Source organism: Sinorhizobium fredii NGR234, from assembly GCF_000018545.1.
Lineage (GTDB): Bacteria > Pseudomonadota > Alphaproteobacteria > Rhizobiales > Rhizobiaceae > Sinorhizobium > Sinorhizobium fredii_A.
Window position 1 is genome coordinate 3,758,052 of record NC_012587.1, and the last position, 16,573, is coordinate 3,774,624.

The 16,573-nt window shown below is 64.3% G+C and carries 18 protein-coding genes, 1 tRNA gene and 1 other RNA gene; 8 read left to right on the forward strand and 12 right to left on the reverse strand.

The features are described 5' to 3' along the window. Positions 1-51 precede the first annotated feature (51 nt). The 3 genes from NGR_RS28805 to NGR_RS28815 all read right to left on the reverse strand — a co-directional run bounded on the left by NGR_RS28805 (position 52) and on the right by NGR_RS28815 (position 2,277). The gene (locus NGR_RS28805) at positions 52-1,044 is read right to left on the reverse strand and encodes a BMP family lipoprotein (RefSeq protein WP_012710009.1); all 993 of its coding nucleotides are present in this window, start codon (positions 1,042-1,044) and stop codon (positions 52-54) included. A gap of 216 nt (positions 1,045-1,260) precedes the next feature. After that, positions 1,261-1,911 carry a peptide-methionine (S)-S-oxide reductase MsrA gene (msrA, locus tag NGR_RS28810; protein ID WP_012710010.1) on the reverse strand — a complete coding sequence of 217 codons (651 nt, stop codon included), beginning with the start codon at positions 1,909-1,911 and terminating at the stop codon, positions 1,261-1,263. Between the two features lie 48 nt (positions 1,912-1,959). Beyond that, positions 1,960-2,277 carry a hypothetical protein gene (locus tag NGR_RS28815; RefSeq protein WP_012710011.1) on the reverse strand — a complete coding sequence of 106 codons (318 nt, stop codon included), beginning with the start codon at positions 2,275-2,277 and terminating at the stop codon, positions 1,960-1,962. 289 nt (positions 2,278-2,566) lie between these two features. Between NGR_RS28815 and NGR_RS28820 the strand changes: the two genes are divergently transcribed. Further along, positions 2,567-2,656: transfer RNA gene (locus NGR_RS28820), tRNA-Ser, on the forward strand. A 144-nt stretch (positions 2,657-2,800) separates the two neighbouring features. Continuing rightward, entirely contained in the window at positions 2,801-4,423 is a 1,623-nt protein-coding gene (abc-f, locus tag NGR_RS28825) for a ribosomal protection-like ABC-F family protein (RefSeq protein WP_012710012.1), read from the forward strand. A gap of 22 nt (positions 4,424-4,445) precedes the next feature. Here abc-f and NGR_RS28830 read toward each other — a convergent pair whose 3' ends face one another. The 3 genes from NGR_RS28830 to NGR_RS28840 all read right to left on the reverse strand — a co-directional run bounded on the left by NGR_RS28830 (position 4,446) and on the right by NGR_RS28840 (position 6,012). Next, the gene (locus tag NGR_RS28830; protein WP_012710013.1) at positions 4,446-5,162 is read right to left on the reverse strand and encodes an SOS response-associated peptidase; all 717 of its coding nucleotides are present in this window, start codon (positions 5,160-5,162) and stop codon (positions 4,446-4,448) included. A gap of 82 nt (positions 5,163-5,244) precedes the next feature. Next, the gene (locus NGR_RS28835) at positions 5,245-5,688 is read right to left on the reverse strand and encodes an SRPBCC family protein (protein WP_012710014.1); all 444 of its coding nucleotides are present in this window, start codon (positions 5,686-5,688) and stop codon (positions 5,245-5,247) included. Positions 5,689-5,736: 48 nt separating this feature from the next. After that, on the reverse strand, positions 5,737-6,012 hold the full coding sequence (locus NGR_RS28840) for a BON domain-containing protein (RefSeq protein WP_012710015.1): 276 nt from the start codon (positions 6,010-6,012) through the stop codon (positions 5,737-5,739). Positions 6,013-6,243: 231 nt separating this feature from the next. Between NGR_RS28840 and NGR_RS28845 the strand changes: the two genes are divergently transcribed. Continuing rightward, positions 6,244-7,188 (forward strand): AEC family transporter, encoded by a 945-nt coding sequence (locus tag NGR_RS28845; protein ID WP_012710016.1) that lies wholly within the window; start codon positions 6,244-6,246, stop codon positions 7,186-7,188. A gap of 192 nt (positions 7,189-7,380) precedes the next feature. Here NGR_RS28845 and NGR_RS28850 read toward each other — a convergent pair whose 3' ends face one another. After that, positions 7,381-8,478 (reverse strand): branched-chain amino acid aminotransferase, encoded by a 1,098-nt coding sequence (locus tag NGR_RS28850; protein ID WP_012710017.1) that lies wholly within the window; start codon positions 8,476-8,478, stop codon positions 7,381-7,383. A 237-nt stretch (positions 8,479-8,715) separates the two neighbouring features. After that, positions 8,716-9,396 carry a c-type cytochrome gene (locus tag NGR_RS28855; protein ID WP_012710018.1) on the reverse strand — a complete coding sequence of 227 codons (681 nt, stop codon included), beginning with the start codon at positions 9,394-9,396 and terminating at the stop codon, positions 8,716-8,718. A gap of 156 nt (positions 9,397-9,552) precedes the next feature. On the opposite strand from NGR_RS28855, the gene NGR_RS28860 reads away from it, so the two are divergent. The 3 genes from NGR_RS28860 (at position 9,553) to NGR_RS28870 (ending at position 11,761) form a co-directional block, all read left to right on the forward strand. Next, complete coding sequence (locus tag NGR_RS28860) at positions 9,553-10,299, forward strand: 3-deoxy-manno-octulosonate cytidylyltransferase (protein ID WP_164924557.1); 747 nt, start codon at positions 9,553-9,555, stop codon at positions 10,297-10,299. A 14-nt stretch (positions 10,300-10,313) separates the two neighbouring features. Further along, positions 10,314-11,168: a prephenate dehydratase gene (locus NGR_RS28865; protein WP_012710020.1), complete on the forward strand. Its 855-nt coding sequence runs from the start codon at positions 10,314-10,316 to the stop codon at positions 11,166-11,168. Between the two features lie 455 nt (positions 11,169-11,623). Next, positions 11,624-11,761 carry a DUF1127 domain-containing protein gene (locus tag NGR_RS28870; RefSeq protein WP_012710021.1) on the forward strand — a complete coding sequence of 46 codons (138 nt, stop codon included), beginning with the start codon at positions 11,624-11,626 and terminating at the stop codon, positions 11,759-11,761. A gap of 104 nt (positions 11,762-11,865) precedes the next feature. Here the strand turns inward: NGR_RS28870 and NGR_RS28875 are convergent, their stop codons facing one another. The 4 genes from NGR_RS28875 to NGR_RS28890 all read right to left on the reverse strand — a co-directional run bounded on the left by NGR_RS28875 (position 11,866) and on the right by NGR_RS28890 (position 14,464). Continuing rightward, positions 11,866-12,234: a VOC family protein gene (locus tag NGR_RS28875; protein ID WP_012710022.1), complete on the reverse strand. Its 369-nt coding sequence runs from the start codon at positions 12,232-12,234 to the stop codon at positions 11,866-11,868. 90 nt (positions 12,235-12,324) lie between these two features. Further along, positions 12,325-13,014: a helix-turn-helix transcriptional regulator gene (locus tag NGR_RS28880; RefSeq protein WP_012710023.1), complete on the reverse strand. Its 690-nt coding sequence runs from the start codon at positions 13,012-13,014 to the stop codon at positions 12,325-12,327. A gap of 20 nt (positions 13,015-13,034) precedes the next feature. Beyond that, positions 13,035-14,015, reverse strand: a complete 981-nt coding sequence (gene nudC / locus NGR_RS28885; RefSeq protein ID WP_164924558.1) for an NAD(+) diphosphatase — start codon at positions 14,013-14,015, stop codon at positions 13,035-13,037. A gap of 2 nt (positions 14,016-14,017) precedes the next feature. Then, positions 14,018-14,464, reverse strand: a complete 447-nt coding sequence (locus NGR_RS28890; RefSeq protein WP_432654034.1) for an HIT domain-containing protein — start codon at positions 14,462-14,464, stop codon at positions 14,018-14,020. Positions 14,465-14,528: 64 nt separating this feature from the next. Here NGR_RS28890 and ffs point away from each other — a divergent pair. Together ffs and NGR_RS28900 are read left to right on the forward strand one after the other, a co-directional pair. Continuing rightward, an RNA gene (gene ffs, locus NGR_RS28895) (signal recognition particle sRNA small type) lies at positions 14,529-14,626 on the forward strand. A gap of 45 nt (positions 14,627-14,671) precedes the next feature. Continuing rightward, positions 14,672-16,549 carry a DNA polymerase III subunit gamma/tau gene (locus tag NGR_RS28900; protein ID WP_164924560.1) on the forward strand — a complete coding sequence of 626 codons (1,878 nt, stop codon included), beginning with the start codon at positions 14,672-14,674 and terminating at the stop codon, positions 16,547-16,549. The last annotated feature ends 24 nt before the right edge of the window (positions 16,550-16,573 follow it).

Here is a 16,573-nt window from a genome sequence, read left to right on the forward strand (position 1 = left end):
AGAAGCCGCCGGCTCCTTCGAACCGGCGGCTCCTTTGTCAGGCCGTGCCGATCAATACGGGCAGGTCTCGTCCGTCATGTAGTCGTGCACCTGCACCTTGCCGGCGATGATGTCGGCTTTCACCTTCTCGACCGCATCGAGCATTTCCGGCGTAATCAGCGGCTTGTTGTTCTCGTCGAGCGCGTAGCCGACGCCGTCTTCCTTAAGGCCGAGGTTGGAGATGCCGAACTCGAACTTGTCGTTCTTGGCCGCCGTGAAGGCGTCATAGACGGCGACGTCGACGCGCTTCAGCATCGAGGTCAGCACCTTGCCCGGCTGCAGCATGTTCTGGTTGGAGTCGACGCCGATGCCGAGCTTGCCGGCATCCGCCGCCGCCTGTAAGACGCCCACACCCGTGCCGCCGGCGGCGTGATAGACGACGTCCGCGCCCTGGTCGATCTGCGACTTGGCGATTTCGCCGCCCTTGACCGGATCGTTCCAGGCGTCCGGCGTCGTGCCCGTATAGGCTTCGAGCACCTTGACGTCTCCGCCGACCGACTTGGCGCCGCCGACATAGCCGCAGGCGAATTTGTGGATCAGCGGGATGTCCATGCCGCCGACGAAGCTGACGGTCTTCGACTTGGAGGCAAGCCCGGCCAGCACGCCGACCAGGTAGGAGCCTTCCTGTTCCTTGAAGACGATCGATTTGACGTTCGGCTTTTCGACCACCATGTCGATGATGGCGAATTTCGTATCCGGGTATTCCGCGGCGATCTTCTCGAGCGATGCGGCCCAGTTGAAGCCGGCCATGACGATCGGGCTATTGCCGTCGCTGGCGAAGCGGCGCAGCGCCTGTTCGCGCTGGGCATCGTTGGCGATCTCGAATTCGCGGTATTCGATGCCCGACTCGGCCTTGAACTTTTCGGCGCCGTTGAAGGCCGCCTCGTTGAAGGATTTGTCGAACTTGCCGCCGAGGTCGTAGATGAGCGCCGGCTTGGTGTCGGCGGCCAGCGCCGTCGCCGACATCATCGAGAAAGCAAAGAGACCGAGAATGGTTTTTTTCATCTTGCAGCCCTGTTGTCGCAATTGGATCTTTTTCGGGATTTCCGGCGGCGGCAGGAGCCTTCTCCGCGGAACCCGCCCCTCTTCTATTTAAGGCTTGGGTGGCCGCATCCTTGCACGGCTTCTCGCAAAAAACATCCAAAATTTTTCGGATGGTAAAAATGCCGCCGGCTCCCCGCTAAGAGCCGGCGGCTGGCGAAGATGGACGTGGATTTGGCTTCAGCCGATCGGGCAGCTGACGCCGGTGCCGCGCAGGCCGCAATAGCCGTCCGGGTTCTTGGCGAGATACTGCTGGTGGTAGTCCTCGGCGTAGTAGAAGGGACCTGCCATGGCGATCTCCGTGGTGATCTCGCGGCCGTGGTTGAAGGCGTTCAGCGCCCTCTTGAAGGCGTTGCGGGCCGCGTTCGCCTCGGCAAGCTGCCCTTCGTCAAAGACATAGACAGCCGAGCGATAGGTCGTGCCGATATCGTTGCCCTGGCGCATGCCCTGGGTCGGATCGTGCTCCTCGAAAAAGGTCTTGAGCAGGCGGGCAAGCGAGACCTTCTCCGGGTCGTAGACGACCAGCACGACCTCCGCATGGCCGGTCAGCCCAGTCGTCGTCTCCTGGTAGGTCGGGTTCGGCGTCAGCCCGCCGGCATAGCCGACCGCGGTCACGTAGACGCCGGGGATCTGCCAGAACAGCCGCTCGGCGCCCCAGAAGCAGCCCATGCCGAACAGCACTTTCTTCATGCCGTCCGGATAGGGGCCTTTGAGCGGCCGGCCGGAAACGAAGTGCGCCGCAGCCGTCGGAATTGCCTCGGCGCGGCCGGGAAGCGCGGTCTCGGCGTCCGGCAGGATGGTCTTCTTGTTGAACATGTCGATCAGAAACATCTGCGGCTCCTTTCGATGCACCAAAAGCGTTGAGCAAGGGAGACGGCTTCAGGCCGCAAAGCGCCCGGCGGCCGGCTTTTTCTTGTATCCCGCCATCCACAGGAGGAGGGCGATGACCAGGAACACGGCGAAGGCCGGCTGCATGAAGACCCAGTGCAGGGCGGTCAGCCAGATGGCGGGTCCCGCATCGGTTCGCTGCAGCGATTGCACCCAGTTGAGCGCGTCCGGGCCGAGCAGCGCGATCCCTTCCGCCAGCGGCGTCAGAACAGGCTCGGAAGCCGCCACCGACTGGATCGAATCGACCGTGCCGGCAAGCACGGCGGCCGTCAGCGCAACAAAGCTTGCAAACCGCAGCAAGAGCCGCATTCACCCTCCTCGGCCGGGTTCGCCTCCCGCGCCAGTCGATCGATTCCAGCCGTGTTTCTCCAACGCCGAGCGTCCTTTGACGCGGGGCCGATTCACGCTGGGCGTGTCTTGCGCAAAGAGATAGGCGCGCCGCCGGCCAAGCGCAATGGCGGGCCGAGCCACAACATCTCACGCAATGTCAACAATCTGTCAGAAACCAGTTGATCCGGCGCCAATCATCGGTATATATCGCGCCCGTCCGCCGGTTCTTGCCGGCAGTAGCCGGACTGACCAACGGCTGCAGACGGATGGACAGGTGGCCGAGTGGTTGAAGGCGCACGCCTGGAACGCGTGTATACGTGAAAGCGTATCGAGGGTTCGAATCCCTCTCTGTCCGCCATCCTGCCTCGTTATTCAAGCTTCGCAGGACCGTCAGAATGTCTCCAACGAAGCAGGGCGCTATCTTGATGCCGGGGATGCGTGACAGCGGCGCCGGCCCGTGGCATAGGGGTGCCCGAAAAATCCCACCAGGTCTTCTCCCCACATGATCCGCATCGAGAACATCAGCAAGTCCAACAGTCATCGCATTCTCTACATCGAAGCCTCGGCAGCCTTGAACCGTGGCGAGAAAATCGGCCTTGTCGGTCCGAACGGGGCGGGAAAGACGACGCTCTTCCGGATGATCACCGGCGAGGAACAGCCCGACGAGGGGCAGGTTTCCGTCGAAAAGGGCGTGACGGTCGGCTATTTCGACCAGGATGTCGGCGAGATGACCGGGCGCTCGGCGGTCGCCGAGGTCATGGAAGGCGCCGGCCCTGTCAGCGCCGTGGCGGCGGAGCTGCGCGAGCTCGAGGCGGCCATGTCGGACCCTAACCGGATGGACGAAATGGACGCGATCATCGAGCGCTATGGCGAGGTGCAGGCGCGTTACGAGGAACTTGACGGCTATGCGCTGGAGGGGCGTGCCCGCGAGGTGCTGGCGGGCTTGAGCTTCAGCCAGGAGATGATGGACGGCGACGTCGCCAAGCTCTCGGGCGGCTGGAAGATGCGCGTCGCGCTCGCCCGCATCCTGCTGATGCGCCCGGACGTCATGCTGCTCGACGAGCCGAGCAACCATCTCGATCTCGAAAGCCTGATCTGGCTGGAAGATTTCCTGAAAACCTATGACGGCGCCCTGCTGATGACCTCGCATGACCGCGAGTTCATGAACCGGATCGTTACCAGGATCATCGAGATCGATGCCGGCGCGCTGACGAGCTATTCCGGTGACTACGGCTTCTACGAGGAGCAGCGGGCGCTGAACGAGAGGCAGCAGCAGGCCCAGTTCGAGCGCCAGCAGGCCATGCTCGCCAAGGAGATCAAGTTCATCGAGCGCTTCAAGGCCCGCGCCTCGCATGCCTCGCAGGTTCAGAGCCGCGTCAAGAAGCTTGAAAAGATCGACCGCGTCGAGCCGCCGCGCCGCCGCCAGACGGTTGCCTTCGAGTTCCTGCCGGCGCCGCGCTCCGGCGAAGACGTCGTCAATATCAGGAGCGTGCACAAGGCCTATGGCAGCCGGTCGATCTATGGCGGACTCGACTTCATGGTGCGCCGGCGCGAACGCTGGTGCATCATGGGGATCAACGGCGCCGGAAAATCCACGTTGCTGAAGCTCGTCACGGGTTCCGCCCAGCCGGACAAGGGCAGCGTGACGCTCGGCGCCAGCGTCAAGCTGGGCTACTTCGCCCAGCATTCCATGGACCTGCTCGACGGCGACAGCACCGTCCTTCAATGGCTGGAGGAACGTTTTCCGAAGGCCGGGCAGGCGCCGCTCCGCGCACTCGCCGGCTGTTTCGGCTTTTCCGGTGATGACGTCGAGAAGCGCTGCCGGGTGCTCTCCGGCGGCGAGAAGGCGCGGCTGGTGATGGCCGCCATGCTGTTCGATCCGCCGAACTTCCTCGTGCTCGACGAACCGACCAACCACCTCGACCTCGACACCAAGGAGATGCTGATCAAGGCGCTCTCGGCCTATGAGGGCACCATGCTGTTCGTCTCGCACGACCGCCGTTTCCTGTCGGCACTGTCCAACCGGGTGCTGGAACTGACGCCCGACGGAATCCATCAATATGGCGGTGGCTACACCGAATATGTCGAGCGCACCGGGCAGGAGGCGCCGGGCCTGCGCGCATGAGAGGTCGGAGACGCTGCAGGGCTCAGTCTTCCTCCAGAGGCTCGATCGGGTCCAGAATATCGGCCGCCTCATACTTCGGTGAACCGACTTTCCGGTCGATCGGCCACATCGTCATCAGTTTCGCCGGAAACGGCTTCATCAGATCGGAAGGGTCCGCTTCCGGGGAAAGCCAGCGTTCGTAGTCCTGCGCGTGCAGGATCACCGGCATGCGGTCGTGGATCGTCGCGATCATCTCGTTCGCCGGGCAGGTGATGACGCAGAAGGTGCGGATGTCCTCGTCGGTCTTCGGGTCGCGCCAGGTATCCCAGAGTCCGGCAAGAGCGAAGGGCTGGCCGGATTCCATGGCGATCGCGTAGGGTTGCTTGTTCTTGCCGGTGCCGTAGATGTCCTTCCATTCGAAGAAGCCGTCGACCGGGATCAGGCAGCGGCGCCGGCGATAGGCTTCCTTGAACAGCCCGACGATCGAGATGCCTTCGCAGCGCGCATTGATCGGCGGCGGCCGGCCGGGCTGCGCCTTCGTGAAGCGCGGGATCAGCCCCCAGCGGGCGCTGACGAAGGTCGGGCCGAACACGTCCGGGTCGCGGATCACGTCGGTGATGATGATCGGATAGTAGAGCGAGGGCGCGCCGTTATAGCGCGGGAACTGGTTCGCCATCCCCTCGACCGCGTCCCGTTCGGCAAACGAGAATTCGCGCAACAGGCCGTCGAGATTGCTCTTGATGTAGACGCGTCCGCACATTCGCCTGCCTCCCCTTTCGGCAAAGGTATCGCGGCGGCCTCCGACGTCAATGTCGGGATAGCGCGCAGGCGCAGCCGCGGGATCAGGCTTCAACGAAGGCCTTTATGTTCTGGACTTGGATCTCCCATCCCTCCTCGTTGCCGTCCCGGGCCTCTTCGCGGCGGTCTTCCGGCAGTGTTTCGAAGCCGGATTCGCTGATCGTCAGATGCGTCCCCTTCGCCGTTGGCTTCAGGCGAAATTCGACGCGTGTCGAAGGTGCGCTCGAAATATCGGCGTCGGGGTTCTCGGAATGCGGCCAGCGGAACGCAAACAAACGGGGCGCATCAATCTCCTCCGTCACCGACGTCCACTTGACGCCCTCGTGACCGGGATAGGTGATCTGGCCGGTGGTGACCTGGCCGACGACGAAGGGACCGTCGAGCTTGACGCGAAACCATTGCCCGAAGGCCTCATGGTCGGTCAACGCGCTCCAGACCCGTTCGATCGGGGCAGCGAGTTCAATGCTCTTTTCGATACCGTTGGCCATGATCTGCTCTCCCGGATGGGCATGCTATCACGTGTCGATTGCCGCGGCTCAGCCTTCGGCCTCGCCCGGCCGCGTCCTCAGCCGGTTCTCGACGCTCTGCACGCCGATGACCGAGGCCGCTGCCTCCCCGGCGCAGGCGATGTCCGCGTCGCGCGCGACCGTGCCGGACAGAACGACCATATGGCCGAGTGCGATAACCTCTATGTCGCTCGTGTCGATGAAGCCGGCGTAGCGAAGAAAGCGCAGGACCTTCTGGGCCAGATCGTCATCGGTCAGATGCGGGTCGTCGTCCTTGTGCGAATAGATCGGATGCTCGTTCGACATTCCGGTATCCCCGTCCTCAAGCGCAACGCGCTGTAACACCGGAATGTTCCGGGCCCAGGAGCGCCGCCTTTTCCCGGACGCGCCCTTGCCTCGGCAGTCTAAACGAGTCTATGGCTCGGGAAGCCATCTGCATGAACAAGGCGCGGCTTCGGGCGCGCCCCCTCCGACCTGTTCCCTGGAATCGATCGTCATCGGTCGGTTTGCCGAAACGTCGTGTTTCAAGGCTCGCGCATGTCCGAAGTTTTCCTGAATGTGCTCCCGATCTTCATTTTGATCCTGACCGGCTGGCTGATCGTCAAGGTCGGCTACCTGAAGCCGGCCGTCGGCGAAGCGCTCGGCGATTTTGTCTTCCGGGTGGCCGTGCCGGTCCTGCTGTTCCGCACCATCGCCGAAGCGGATTTCAAGGAGGGGTCACCCTGGCCGCTCTGGGTCGCCTATTTCTCCGGCGTCGCGGTCACCTGGACCCTCGGCCACCTGGCCGCGACGCTCGGCTTCGGCCGCGATCCGCGCATGGGTGTTCTGGCGGGCGTCTCTTCGGCCTTCGCCAACACGGTGTTCATTGGCCTGCCGCTGGTTTCGCGCGTGGTCGGCGAGGAGGGGATCGTCGCGCTTTCGATCCTGCTTTCAGTGCATCTGCCGGTGATGATGATCGCCGGCACCGTGCTGATGGACCGTGCCGACCAGAAGGCCAGCGGCCGGCCGCGGCAGAGCCTCGTCAAGCTACTGGCCGGCGTCGGCCGCAATCTCGTCCGCAATCCGCTGGTGATCGGGCTCGCCTTCGGCGCGCTCTTCCATCTTCTCGGCCAGCCGCTCGGCGGCCCGGCCAAGATCGTCGTCGACCAGCTTGCCGGCGTCGCCGCACCCGCCGCGCTCGTCTCGATCGGCATGGCGCTCGATAAATACGGGCTCGCCGGCAATACCGGACTTGCCACCGTCACCAGCACGCTGAAGCTCGTCGTGCTGCCGGGCGCCGTCTTCGCCGCCTGCCATCTCCTGGGATTGAGCGACAGCTGGACCGCCGCCCTCGTCCTTACCTCTTCCGTGCCGACCGGGGTCAACGCCTGGCTGATCGCCAACCACTTCAATGTCGGCCACGGACTTGCCTCCTCGACCATCACCCTGACAACGGCGCTCGGCGTCGTCAGCGTGTCGGCCTGGGCCTATCTGCTGATGTGATGGGGGGGTACCCCCGGTTTTTGCCCCTCATCCCGCTGCCGCGACCTTCTCCCCGTTTTGACGGGGAGAAGGGACTATGCCGCACCGGCTCCGCTCCCCACCAAGCGCTTGAGAGCTAACTTCGGGCAGGTGCTCGCCGCGAGTCTCCTTCGCCCCGTTTACGGGGGAGAAGGTGGCCGGCAAGCCGAGGTTTTAGAACAGCCGGTCGAGCCAGCCGTGCCGGTCGGGGGCGCGGCCGTTCTGGATGTCGAGCAGCGTCGCCTTCAGCCGTGCCGCCACCGGGCCGGCACCGCCGTCGCCGATCGTAAAGTTGCGCGTCCGGCCCTTGACCTTGCCGATCGGCGTCACCACCGCGGCCGTCCCGCAGGCAAAGGCCTCGGTCAGCCGGCCGCTCTCGGCATCCGCCTGCCACTGGTCGATGGAATAGGGCTCTTCGCGCACGGTGAGGCCCAGGTCGCGGGCGAGGGTGATCAGCGAATCGCGGGTGATGCCCGGCAGGATCGTGCCGGTGAGCGGCGGCGTCTGCAGCGAGCCGTCTTCGAAGACGAAGAAGACGTTCATGCCGCCGAGCTCCTCGATCCAGCGCTTTTCGACGGCGTCGAGGAAGACGACCTGGTCGCAGCCCTCGCGTGTCGCTTCCGCCTGTGCGGCGAGGCTGGCGGCATAGTTGCCGCCGCATTTCGCCTCACCCGTGCCGCCCGGCGCGGCCCGCGTGTAATTTTCGGAAACCCACAGCGTCACCGCCGGCGCGCCGCCCTTGAAATAGGAGCCGACCGGCGAGGCGATGACGCAATAGAGATAGTCGGACGATGGCTTCACGCCGAGGATCGCCTCGGTGGCGATCATGAACGGCCGCAGATAGAGCGAGGCGCCTTCAGCCGCCGGAATCCAGTCTCGGTCGGTCCTGACCAAAGCCCGCACGGATTCGACGAACAGGTCTTCCGGCAACGGCGCCATCGCCAGACGGTTGGCCGAATTCGTGAAACGGCGTGCATTGGCGTCAGGCCGGAACAGTGTTGCACCGCCGTCGGGCAGGCGATAGGCCTTCATGCCTTCGAAGATCTCCTGGGCATAGTGCAGCACCACCGTCGAGGGGCTGAGCTCGAAAGCCTTTCTCGGCTCGATCTTGGCATCATGCCAGCCGCGTCCTTCGGAATAGCGGATCGTCGCCATGTGGTCGGTCAGCACGCGGCCGAAACCCGGGTTCTGCAGCAGGGCCTCGCGCTCGCTGGCTGCCATGGGGCTCGGATGCGTCTCGAACAGGAAAGTCTCTCTACCGCCGCTGGTCATCTATCGTCCGCTCCTTCGCTCCGAGCGCATCCGTCCCGCTCGCATGAAGAGGGGACCCGGCTTCGATCGGATTGCATTTGGTTACATTCTCAGTTGCACAGATATTAGCATCGCCAAAGGAAAATCCGATAGGCGCGGCATCGGCGCGAAGTTTTCCGGCGCTTCTGCGGGGCTGCGTCCGATCGGATAGAAAAAGCCCGGTCGATGACCGGGCTCTCCGAAATAAATATCGAGCGCTTAGTTTGCCGGGGCCGGAGCCGGAGCAGCAGGCGCCGCCGCCTGACCGCCTTCGGCCGGGGTTGGCGTGGCGGCCTGGCCTTCGGCAGGGGCGGCAGCCGGGGCTGCTTCCGTCGCGCCGGTGGCATCCGCCGCAGGCAGCGGTGCCGGGCTGTCGGCCTGTTCGCGCAGCCAGGCGAGCAGGTTGGCGCGCTCGTCCGGCTTCTTCAGGCCGGCAAAGCCCATGGCCGTGCCCGGCACATGCTTCTTCGGCGCTTCGAGGAAGTAGCTCAGGTGATCGTAGTCCCAGACGACCTTGCCGCCTTCGGAAAAGGTTTTCATGCCGGCCGAGTAGGAGAAGCCCTCATGCGAGGCGACCGGGCGATTGACGACGCTCCAGAGATTGGGGCCGACCTTGTTCGGTCCGCCCTTCTCGATGGTGTGACAGCTTGCGCATTTCTTGAAGACGGCTTCGCCGGCGCTCGCGTCGGCCTTGGCGAGCAGCGGGCCGATCGGCTCCGGCTTTGCTTCTTCGCCGGCGCCGGCACCGGCTTCGCCCGTCGGTTCCTCGGCGACGATCGCAAAGCCTTCCTTTTCGGGAGCTTCGGAATGGAAAATGCCTTCGGACGCAATGGACACGGTCATCAGCACGAAGACCGTACCCAGCAAGGCACCCACACCCATGTTCACATATGGATTCATCTGCAAACGCTCCCTTTGCCACCGGTGCAAACAAAAACCCGGCCCATCTTGAAATCGCGCGGAACCTATGTCTTTTGGCTCTGCGTTGCAACAGAGATTATCGACCCCGAAGTGAGACGTTTTGACACTTTCTGCGGGGTTTTTGAAGGCAAGACGATGAATCGTGAAAATTCAGGCAAAGCCCTCGTGCTCATTCCGGCGCGCATGGCCTCGACGCGCCTGCCGGGCAAGCCGCTTGCCGACATCTGCGGCCTGCCGATGATCGTCCAGGTGGCCCGGCGCGCCGCGGAAGCCGACGTCGGCCGAATCGTCGTCGCCGTCGATCATAGCGATGTCTTCGAGGCGGTGCGCGATGCCGGCTTCGAGGCGATCATGACGCGCATCGATCACCAGTCGGGCTCCGACCGGATCTACGAGGCCCTGCAGAAGGCCGATCCCAATGGCGAGGCCGAGATCGTCATCAACGTCCAGGGCGACCTGCCGACCATCGAGCCCGGTCCGATCCGCGCCGCACTGAAGCCGCTCGAAAATGCGGCAACCGACATCGCCACGCTGACGGTGGAAATTACCGACGAGCACGAAAAGACCAACCCGAACGTCGTCAAGGTGGTCGGATCGCCGCTGTCGGAGAGCCGGCTGCGCGCCCTCTATTTCACCCGCGCGACGGCGCCGCATGGCGCCGGGCCGCTCTACCACCATATCGGCCTCTACGCCTACCGGCGCAGGGCACTCGAGACCTTCGTGTCGCTGATGCCTTCGACGCTCGAGAAACGCGAATCGCTCGAACAACTTCGGGCGCTCGAAGCCGGCATGCGCATCGATGTCGAGATCGTCCATTCCGTGCCGCTCGGCGTCGACACGCCGGCCGACCTCGAGAAAGCCCGCCGCATACTCGCGGCTTGAGAAGGACAGCCAAAGTGACCGTCAAGACCAACAGGATTGCCTTCCAGGGCGACTTCGGTGCCAATTCCGACATGGCTTGCCGCGATATGTTCCCGTCCATGGAACCCTTGCCCTGCCAGACCTTCGAAGACGCCTTTCTGGCGGTCGAGAACGGCGAGGCCGATCTCGGCATGATCCCGATCGAGAATACCATCGCCGGCCGCGTCGCCGACATCCACCACCTGCTGCCCGAATCGCGCCTCCACATCGTCGGCGAATATTTCATGCCGATCCGCTTCCAGTTGATGGTGCTTCCGGGCGTCAAGCATGACGAGATCCGCACTGTGCACAGCCACATCCATGCGCTCGGCCAGTGCCGCAAGATCGTTCGCGCCAATCGCTGGAAGCCGATCGTCGCCGGCGACACGGCCGGCGCGGCGAAGCTCGTCGCCGAGACCGGCGACCGCTCGATGGCGGCGCTCGCCCCGCGGCTTGCCGCCGACCTCTACGGTCTGGAGATCCTCGCAGAGAACGTCGAGGACACCGACAGCAACGTCACCCGCTTCGTCGTGCTGTCGCGCGAGGAGCAGCGGACGACCCGCAAGTCGGACGACGAGCTGATCATCACCACTTTTGTCTTCAATGTGCGCAACATCCCGGCGGCGCTCTACAAGGCGATGGGCGGCTTTGCCACCAACGGCATCAACATGACGAAGCTCGAAAGCTATCAGCTCGGCGGCAAGTTCGTGGCGACGCAGTTTTATGCCGACATCGAGGGCCACCCGGACGACGAGGGCGTCCGCCACGCCATGGACGAGCTTCGCTTCTTCTCGGAGAACGTGCGGATTCTCGGCACCTACAAGGCGCACCCGATGCGCGGCGTGCTCTGAGGCCAGCGCCGGTATGATGCGTGGTGCGCCTCGCCCGCGCAGGCACGGGCTGACGTATGAGGTATACGCCGCTCTTGAAGCAGGCCGCATAAGCTCATTGGATGCTGCGCGCTTCGAAAGCGCAGGTCGTCCATCGCACCTTCTCGCAAGATTCGCCAATACCCGTCGCCAGCCTCCCCCTCCGTCATCCTCGGGCTTGACCCGAGGATCCAGGTCACGCTGGCCGGGATCGCCGTGGGCAGCGGGGCTTGCAACTGGATCCTCGGGTCAAGCCCGAGGATGACGAATTGGTGTGATGATGCCCGCCGCGCGCCGACCCGACTCCGAAAAGCGGCGAATCGCCGTTAACCGGCTACGCGTCCAGCGCATGCCTAATCTGCAATCATGGAACTACTTAAATCTTAGGCAAATGCCTATTTGACCTTCGTCAAGAAAAAGAAAATGGAGTGTCAAAAATGAAGATCCGTCAGAAGATCATGGAATACGCAAAGTTGCGCCGTGCGGTACGCGAGCTGAACGCTCTGGACGATCACGCGCTGAGCGACATCGGGCTTTCCCGTTCCCAGATTCAGGCTGCCGTCTACGGCCGCTAATATATAATGCATGGCCGCGCATCCTTTGGATACGCGGTGCCAAGTCTTCCGCACCCCGCCGCTCTTTGCGCGGGGTGCGAGCGTTTTACGGGCTCCTTCGAGCCTCATTCATCGAAGAGGCAGACCCGCAGGCGGTGCCCGTCCGGATCGAGCGCGACGAATGTCGGGCCGAAATCCATCTTCGTCAGCTCCTGCGCGATCGGCAGGCCCATCGCCCGCCATTCGTCGTAATGGGCGCGAACAGCGTCTTCCCCTTCGACCATGAAGGCCAGCTCGGCGCGGCTGCCTTCGCCGACCGGCTGAGGCTGCACGCCAGCCTTTGCCCACAGACCGAGAACGAACCCGTTCTGCAGTTCGAAGGATGAAAAGGTCGGGAAGGTGACCACCGGTTCCCTGCCGAGCAGCTTGCGATAGAATTCGACGCTCGCCAGTGGATCGGCGACATAGAGGACGATGAGATTGGCTTTTGCCATGACGGTCTCCTTGTTTCGAGACCCTGAAGCTACCGATCTCTGCTGTCAGTTTCTGTCAGCAGTCTACATCTGGCGCGAAGGAACTCATGCTCAGACTCCGACGGGGTTGACGCCCTGCGTGGCACGCCAATCCTTGAGCAGCGCCTGGCGGCGGCGTGGATAGCGACTGTCGAGCATTGCCGCCTCTGCGATCCGGTCCGTCCGGAAATGGCGGAAATCCTGGCGGAGCTCGCACCAGGCGGCGAGCACCCGCGTCTCCTCGAAAAATCCGAGCGCGAAGGGCCAGACCGTGCGGCCGCTGTCGCGGCCGTCAGTGTCGAGGTAGTGCAAGTCGAGCTTGTGTTCCGAGCGGATCGCCCTGCGCAACAGGCCGAGGTCGATCCGTTCGGCAATCGCTTGGCGCGGTCCCACGAGCAGCGTCGAACCGTCGAGCTTTTCCTTGAGCTCCGCCGGAAGCACCGAGCCGATCTTCGCCAGCGCGTCGGCGGCCGCAGCGAGCCTCTTGTCGCCACGCTTCGCCACCCAGCGCGAACCGAGCACCAGCGCCTCGATCTCCTCCTCGGAGAACATCATCGGCGGCAGCATAAAGCCCGGCTTGAGGACATAGCCGATGCCCGCCTCGCCCTCGATCTCGGCACCCTGGGCCTGCAGGCTGGCGATATCGCGATAGACGGTTCGGAGGCTGACGCCGGTCTCCTCGGCGAGCTTGCGGCCGCTCACCGGTCGCCGGTGACGTCTCAGCACCTGGAGGAGATCGATGAGCCGTTCCGATCGGGACACGGGTTCCTGTTCCTTCGCGCTCAGCTTCGTTCCGGCCAGGCCAGCCAGTCGCGCATGAGCTGGTGGGCGATCGCACCCTTCGGCGGCGGTATGTGCTCATCCGGCGTATTGGCGACCCCGGTCGAGCGCTCCAGCATCGCCTCGGTCTCGGCGCGGGTGAACCAGCGCACGTCCTCGAGTTCCTGTTCGTCGCGCTTGATGACGGTTGATCGCGCCTCGGCGTAGCAGCCGATCATCAGCGAATGCGGCAGCGGCCAGGGCTGCGAGGCATGATAGCGCACCCGGCCGATGCGGATGCCCGATTCTTCGTGCGTTTCGCGCCGCACGGCATTCTCGATCGTCTCGCCCGGCTCGACGAAGCCGGCCAGGCACGAATACATGCCGGGCGCGAAATGCGGGCTGCGGCCGAGCAGGCAGAGGTCGCGCTCGACATCGACCGTCAGCATGATGACGACCGGGTCCGTGCGCGGGAAGACCATGTGGCCGCAGGCCGTGCAGATGCGCCGGTAGCCGCCCGCCGCGCCGTCCATCGGCCCGCCGCAGCGGCCGCAGAAGCGGTTGCTGGCGTTCCAGGTGATCAGGCTCGACCCTTGCGCGAACTGTCCGAGCAGGTCCTCCGGCAGCATCTGCTGCCGGTAAAGCATGCGCGCATCGGCGATCTTGAATGGCTCCGGCACGGTCTCCTCGGTCAAGCCGGAAGGCACGGCGAGCCGCGGCTCGCCGTTCGGCAGGAAGCCGAGCAGGATCGCCTCGTCGATCGTCGGTTCGAGACCGGCGAGCTCATAGGGGGCGAAGAGCGGATCGATGATCTTCTCGTCGTGCTTGACGATCAGCTTGGCGCCGGAAAAGGCGAGGAAATGCGCGCCGGGATGTTTGAGCGCCTTCTCGACGCAATCGTCGGCGCGGTGCTCCGATTGCCGGTCGAGATGGTTTTCCGCAAAGGCGACGAAGGTGCTCGGCTCCGGATGGGGGCTGTGAAGATCGAAGATCGTTTTCGTCATGTTCAGAGATTTTCCAGGATACGTGCTGCAAATGCCTGATGCTCGACTTCCGGCCATGGCTCGGCCTTGCCGATGCCCCAGACCGGACCCGGCCAGTTGGGATCGCCCTCGCGCCGCGCGATGACGTGCACATGAAGCTGGCGGACGATGTTGCCGAGCGCGCCGATATTGATCTTCTCAGCTCCGGTGACCTTTTTGAGCGCGGTTGCCACCATGTTCGTCTCGAAAGTCAGCATCGTCTGGTCGAGCGGCGTGAGCTCGAAGACCTCGGTGACGTCGGCCCGCTGCGGAATGAGGATCAGCCATGGCCAGCGGCGGTCGTTCATCAGGCGCATCTGGCAGAGGCCGATCGAGGCGATCGGGATGCCGTCGCGCTCGAGGCGCTCGTCGAGCGTGAAACCGGTCAAGAAATTCTCCTGGGCAGCAACGGGATTCGCCTTGTATTCTATATCGATAGCAGTTTTTTGGCGGCTTGGCTTGCATTTGCTTGAGATATTGCCGATATGGAAGCCGGGAGGTTGGTGGTGGACGAGCCACTCGCCAACCGGGTCAGGTCCGGAAGGAAGCAGCCCTAACGAGCCCCGGCACGGGTCATCGTGCCAGCCTCCCACCTTCTCCGTCCTGTCGGGACAAGAGTTCGAACAGCGGCAGGGTCGATGAGCGACGAAGCGCCCATTTCATCCCCAGTTTCAACCGTCGAGAAACCGGCCGCCTACCGCGTCCTGGCGCGCAAATATCGCCCAAAGGATTTCTCCGATCTGATGGTCGGCCAGGAGCCGATGGTGCGCACGCTCACCAACGCCTTCGAGACCGGCCGCATCGCCCAGGCCTATATGCTGACCGGCGTGCGCGGCGTCGGCAAGACGACGACGGCGCGCATCCTGGCGCGGGCGCTGAACTATAAGACCGCCGAGATCGACAAGCCGACGATCGACCTGCGCATCCCCGGCGAGCACTGCCAGGCGATCATGGACGGCCGCCATGTCGACGTCATCGAGATGGACGCCGCCTCGCATACCGGTATCGACGACATCCGCGAGATCATCGAGCAGGTGCGCTACCGGCCCGTTTCGGCGCGCTACAAGGTCTATATCATCGACGAAGTGCACATGCTCTCGACCCAGGCCTTCAACGGCCTGTTGAAGACGCTCGAGGAGCCGCCGGAGCATGTGAAGTTCATCTTCGCGACGACCGAGATCCGCAAGGTTCCGATCACTGTCCTGTCGCGCTGCCAGCGCTTCGACTTGCGGCGCATCAGTGCCTCCGACCTGGTCGGGCTGTTCTCCACCATCCTCAACAAGGAGGCCGTGCGTTTCGAGCCGGAAGCGCTGGCGATGGTGGCGCGTGCCGCGGAAGGCTCGGCGCGCGACGGCCTGTCGCTGCTCGACCAGGCGATCGCCCATGGCGGCGGTTCGGTCGAGATGGAGACGGTGCGCTCGATGCTCGGTCTTGCCGACCGGGCCCGCATCGTCGATCTCTTCGAACACATCGTCAAGGGCGATGCGGCCGCGGCGCTCGGCGAATTCGCGGCACAATACGAGGCGGGCGCCAACCCGACGGTCGTCTTGACCGATCTTGCCGACTTCACCCATCTGGTGACGCGGATGAAATATGTGCCCGAGGCGGCGAACGACCAGTCCTTCAGCGAGATCGAACGCCGGCGCGGCGCCGAGTTCGCCGGCAGCGTCGCGGTCACCACCCTGTCGCGTATCTGGCAGATGCTCCTGAAGGGCATTCCCGAGGCGGAAAGCTCGGCGCGCCCGGCCGGCGCTGCCGAGATGGTGCTGATCCGGCTCGCCCATGCCGCCCATCTTCCTTCGCCGGAAGAGGCGGCGCGGCGCCTTCTCGAGCTTTCGGGCGGCGAGGCCGGCGACGGGCGCCCGGCGCCGGCCCGCACTAGCGGCAATACCCAGGCTCAGGCCGGTCAGCCGGTCCAGGCCCGCTCCGTCGAGGCTGCACCCGTCCAGCGCCCGTCCGCGAATGGCGCCACCATGCTGCGGGCCGTGCCCGATGTGGCGGCCCAGCCGATCACTGTCGGGCGGATCGAGGACAGGCCGGCGCAGGCACCTGCCGCGAAGGCGGAGCCCAAGGTTCCGGTCAATTCGGTGGGCGACATCGCCGATCTCTGCGCGAAGAACCGCGACATCAAGCTGAAGACGCTGGTGCGCGGCTTCCTGCGGCTCGTGCATATCGAGCCCGGCAGGCTCGACGTCAACCTTTCCGACGATGCGCCGAAGACGCTGCTCAACGAGCTGGCCGTCAAGCTCAAGGAATGGACCGGAATCCACTGGGTCGTCAGCTACAGCCGCGAGCCGGGCGAACCGACGCTCGTCGAGGCCGAGCAGCGCGCCCAGGAGCAGCGCGTCAACGACGCCCGTCAGGATCCGGACGTCGCCGCGATCCTGGCGCGCTTTCCGGGCGCGAGAATCACCGACGTGCGCATTCGCGCCGCGGAGGAGGAGGTCGAAGACCTCGCTCTGGCGGCGGCCGAATCCGCCGATGGCGACATCGTCCCCGGCGACGACATCGAGTAGCGCATCGCGAGACGCGGCGCTCTG

What these genes read in the sequence shown, in the direction of transcription:
- NGR_RS28815 (WP_012710011.1), bottom strand. Translation starts at nt 2,277, where the DNA reads ATGCGGCTCTTGCTGCGGTTTGCAAGCTTTGTTGCGCTGACGGCCGCC.
- NGR_RS28870 (WP_012710021.1), top strand. Translation starts at nt 11,624, where the DNA reads ATGAAGATCCGTCAGAAGATCATGGAATACGCAAAGTTGCGCCGTGCG.
- NGR_RS28875 (WP_012710022.1), bottom strand. Translation starts at nt 12,234, where the DNA reads ATGGCAAAAGCCAATCTCATCGTCCTCTATGTCGCCGATCCACTGGCG.
- NGR_RS28900 (WP_164924560.1), top strand. Translation starts at nt 14,672, where the DNA reads ATGAGCGACGAAGCGCCCATTTCATCCCCAGTTTCAACCGTCGAGAAA.
- NGR_RS28835 (WP_012710014.1), bottom strand. Translation starts at nt 5,688, where the DNA reads ATGGCCAACGGTATCGAAAAGAGCATTGAACTCGCTGCCCCGATCGAA.
- NGR_RS28855 (WP_012710018.1), bottom strand. Translation starts at nt 9,396, where the DNA reads ATGAATCCATATGTGAACATGGGTGTGGGTGCCTTGCTGGGTACGGTC.
- NGR_RS28840 (WP_012710015.1), bottom strand. Translation starts at nt 6,012, where the DNA reads ATGTCGAACGAGCATCCGATCTATTCGCACAAGGACGACGACCCGCAT.
- abc-f (WP_012710012.1), top strand. Translation starts at nt 2,801, where the DNA reads ATGATCCGCATCGAGAACATCAGCAAGTCCAACAGTCATCGCATTCTC.
- NGR_RS28805 (WP_012710009.1), bottom strand. Translation starts at nt 1,044, where the DNA reads ATGAAAAAAACCATTCTCGGTCTCTTTGCTTTCTCGATGATGTCGGCG.
- nudC (WP_164924558.1), bottom strand. Translation starts at nt 14,015, where the DNA reads ATGACGAAAACGATCTTCGATCTTCACAGCCCCCATCCGGAGCCGAGC.
- NGR_RS28860 (WP_164924557.1), top strand. Translation starts at nt 9,553, where the DNA reads ATGAATCGTGAAAATTCAGGCAAAGCCCTCGTGCTCATTCCGGCGCGC.
- NGR_RS28830 (WP_012710013.1), bottom strand. Translation starts at nt 5,162, where the DNA reads ATGTGCGGACGCGTCTACATCAAGAGCAATCTCGACGGCCTGTTGCGC.
- msrA (WP_012710010.1), bottom strand. Translation starts at nt 1,911, where the DNA reads ATGTTTCTGATCGACATGTTCAACAAGAAGACCATCCTGCCGGACGCC.
- NGR_RS28845 (WP_012710016.1), top strand. Translation starts at nt 6,244, where the DNA reads ATGTCCGAAGTTTTCCTGAATGTGCTCCCGATCTTCATTTTGATCCTG.
- NGR_RS28850 (WP_012710017.1), bottom strand. Translation starts at nt 8,478, where the DNA reads ATGACCAGCGGCGGTAGAGAGACTTTCCTGTTCGAGACGCATCCGAGC.